Annotated in this window: 1 protein-coding gene; it reads right to left on the reverse strand. The window is 62.3% G+C overall.

Going from position 1 to position 2,132, the window contains the following annotated elements:
• Window positions 1–120: 120 nt before the first annotated feature.
• Window positions 121–2,132, reverse strand: a 2,012-nt coding sequence (locus RMO04_RS21075) for a DUF927 domain-containing protein (RefSeq protein WP_309646730.1), incomplete at its 5' end; no start/stop codon positions are given.

Below are 2,132 nucleotides of genomic sequence, written 5' to 3' on the forward strand. Positions count from 1 at the left end.
GGCGGCCGTTGTAGCAGAGCGGGTAGCCGAGGCCAATCATTGACCATTTGTCGAGGATGATGGGTGCGTCGGCGACGACGTCTGCCCCGCAGTTGTGGCAGAACGCACGCACGCGGACGTTCAAGTGACGAGTTGGAGCCCGGGTGCCTTTTGATCGACCCCCGCCGTGCTCCCCCCCACAGGCCCCCCTGTCACGAGTGTCAGATCGACCGCGCCCGATACGTCTGGGTGGGCCATGTTGATCGAGAAGCACCACGACTGCGCCTTGGCGAACTCGGTGCCTGCGCCGAGCGTGCGGCGGGTGTTGCGGTTGGCGACGATGCGGCTGCCGTCGCGGACCATGTGGAGGTCGTCGAGGATCTTGATCGAGTTGCCGCCGATGCGCGTGCAATAGTCCTTGAAGCCCTTCTTGAGCACGTAGAGCATCTGCTCGTCGGTGTCGTAGTGGGCGAGCATCGCACCCATCGGTTTTCGCTGGAGGTTGTTGTAGAGGTTGCCCTGCTGCGGCCGGACCTTCTCCATCACCAGGATGTTGCTGTTGATCTGCTCGAGATAGTCGCCGAGGATCGCCAGCGGGTCGCTATACTCGTCCTTGACGACGCCGCGCATCTGCGGGACCTGAACGTCGATCACCCACTGCTTCATTGCCACGGGGTCGTAGCTGAGCAGGCCGAGCTCATTGGCGATCTCGCACGCGACGAGGATGGTGGCGATCGCCGCCGACCAGAATCGCTCGGACGACTGGATGCCGAGCTCGAGGTCGATCTCCTTGGTCTTGGCGCGGATGCGCTTCTTGACGCTCTCCAGGTTCTTGATGACGTGGAGGATGAACGCCTCGCCGATGTGACCGTAATTCTCCTTCAGCGCGTGGAGATATTCGTCGGCCTCGTGCTTCTTGTGGACCTTGTTCGCCTCGAACCTGATCTCGAACACGCGCATCGACCCGGCGGTGCCGGCGGCGTTGTCGGTGGAGAGCAGGCCGTGCAACGAGTTGTTGCCGGTCGCGAGCATGATGGTCGACTTGTAGCTGCCTACCGAGGCGCGCTCGACGCCGCTGGTCTCTAGTCTGATGCGGTGCCCCGGCTGGGTGATCGACATCGCGAGGTCGATGGCATCCTTGACCGGCATGTGTGTGATCTCATCCACGCAGACCGGGAGATTGGCCAGAACGGTAACCCGCTCGTTTCTACCGCGCACGGTGGCTCCGTTGTTCGTGCCGTTGATCGGGTAGAGCTCTGGCTGGCCCCAGAGCGACGCAGCAGTATAAAGTGATGTCGACTTAGAAGCGCCAGCGTCGCCCGAGGCATTAATGATCACTCCATGGTGCCCGGTCAGATGGAAGACCGCCGCGGCGAGGCCGCCGACGATGTAGAACTGGTTCGGTAGATATTGGCGGTGGTCGTAGAATTTTAGCAGTCTAATCTGTTCGTGGATGCTGCCCTTCTTGTGCACCTGCGCTGATGCGCGCTGCGCGCCGAGGCTGAGCTGGGCCGATCGGGCGGTGCCATCGGCGGCGATCACCTTGTCCGGCAGAATGAAGCGCGTGTAATCGTCGGCCCACCCCAGGTGGTTGCACTGGGCGTCGGCGTCCACCAGTTTCTGCAGCTGTGCGATGTAAGCGACCATATATTCCTGCAGTGTTGGTATGTGACCCTTGTTCGGATAGATCCCCTGATTGGCAATCGCGGTCACGAACTTGCGACTGTCATACAGCATATCGGCGTCGAGCGTGAAGTCTTTCGGCTCCTCGCGCGGCAGAATTACTCGCCAGACCTGCTGCTCGATGCCTTGGGTCGGGTTGGATAGGCGGCGCACCGGGAACAGGTCATAGTCATAGATCTTTTCCTCGACCATGTTGCCGTCGGCGTTCTTGGCACTGACGGCGATCCCGCCACCTTTCATGCGAGTGAACGGTGGCGGCGGGTCTGGCATGACGGTCTCGACCACGGTGGCACCCACCAGCTCGGTCAGCACCGGGGCCGGAGCAGGGTCCTTGAACCGCGCCGCACCGAGCGGCCCCTGGACCCGCCCGACGAACGGGCAGCCGATGCAGATCTCCTCATTGGCCGCGCCTGACTCTTCCATCAGCTTGCGGCAGCTGGTCGGACCCAGCGCCTTACCGGTGACAGCAT

Source organism: Phenylobacterium sp., from assembly GCF_031412415.1.
Classification (GTDB): Bacteria; Pseudomonadota; Alphaproteobacteria; order Caulobacterales; family Caulobacteraceae; genus Phenylobacterium.